Origin of the sequence: Gallicola sp. Sow4_E12 (genome assembly GCF_052116305.1) — a bacterium.
Classification (GTDB): Bacteria; Bacillota; Clostridia; order Tissierellales; family Peptoniphilaceae; genus JBQKLI01.
Map to the genome: position 1 here is coordinate 1 of NZ_JBQKLI010000055.1, position 783 is coordinate 783.

1 protein-coding gene is annotated in these 783 nt (G+C 35.1%); it reads right to left on the bottom strand.

The features are described from left to right. On the bottom strand, nucleotides 1-783 hold a 783-nt coding region (locus ACTQ46_RS11125), incomplete at both ends, for an IS3 family transposase (protein ID WP_441749893.1).

Below are 783 nucleotides of genomic sequence, written 5' to 3' on the forward strand. Positions count from 1 at the left end.
TATATTCTACTGGGCTTTTCCAGCCCAGTTTTTCTTTTATTCGTTCGTAATTGTAATAGCGTATATACTTTTCTATTTCCCTTTTTAATTCTTCATAACTTTTAAAGATTCTCCCGTAATACATTTCTTGTTTCAATATCCCAAAGAAGTTTTCCATAGGAGAATTATCGAGACAATTTCCTTTTCGAGACATACTCTGAAAGATCTTGTTTTTCTTTAGTGTTTTTACATAGTCTTTCATTTGATAGGCCCATCCTTGATCCGAATGAAAGGTTCTTCTGTACTTGCAGCTCTTTGTTCTTTCAATAGCTTCATTTAAGGCTTTTAGAATGCCTTTTGCACTTGGTGTGGAAGAGATTTGATAACTTATGATTTCTCGATTATAGAGGTCCATAAAGGGATCCAGATACAGTTTCTTGGTCTGTAGAGTACCCTTTTTGTCCCTTTCATAATATTTGAATTCTGTGGTATCGGTAGTGATTTTTTGGTGTGCTATGGAAGTATCAAAACGTCGGTGAACTCTGTTGGGAGCAGTTTTTCCTATTTTCCCTTTGTAGGAGTTGTATTTTCTTGATTTTCTTCCAAAGGATGTAACTTGGAGCCCTAAGTTTTGCAGGATTCGTTGTACTTTTTTCTTGTTGATACAGATTCCTTTTCTTCGCAGCTCTTGATGTATTCTGCGATATCCATAGTTTTCGTGTTTTTTACGAATCTCTAGGATTTTATTCTTAAAGAAACGATCTGGATCTTCTCGCTTAAAGCGTTTTTGCCAATACATATACG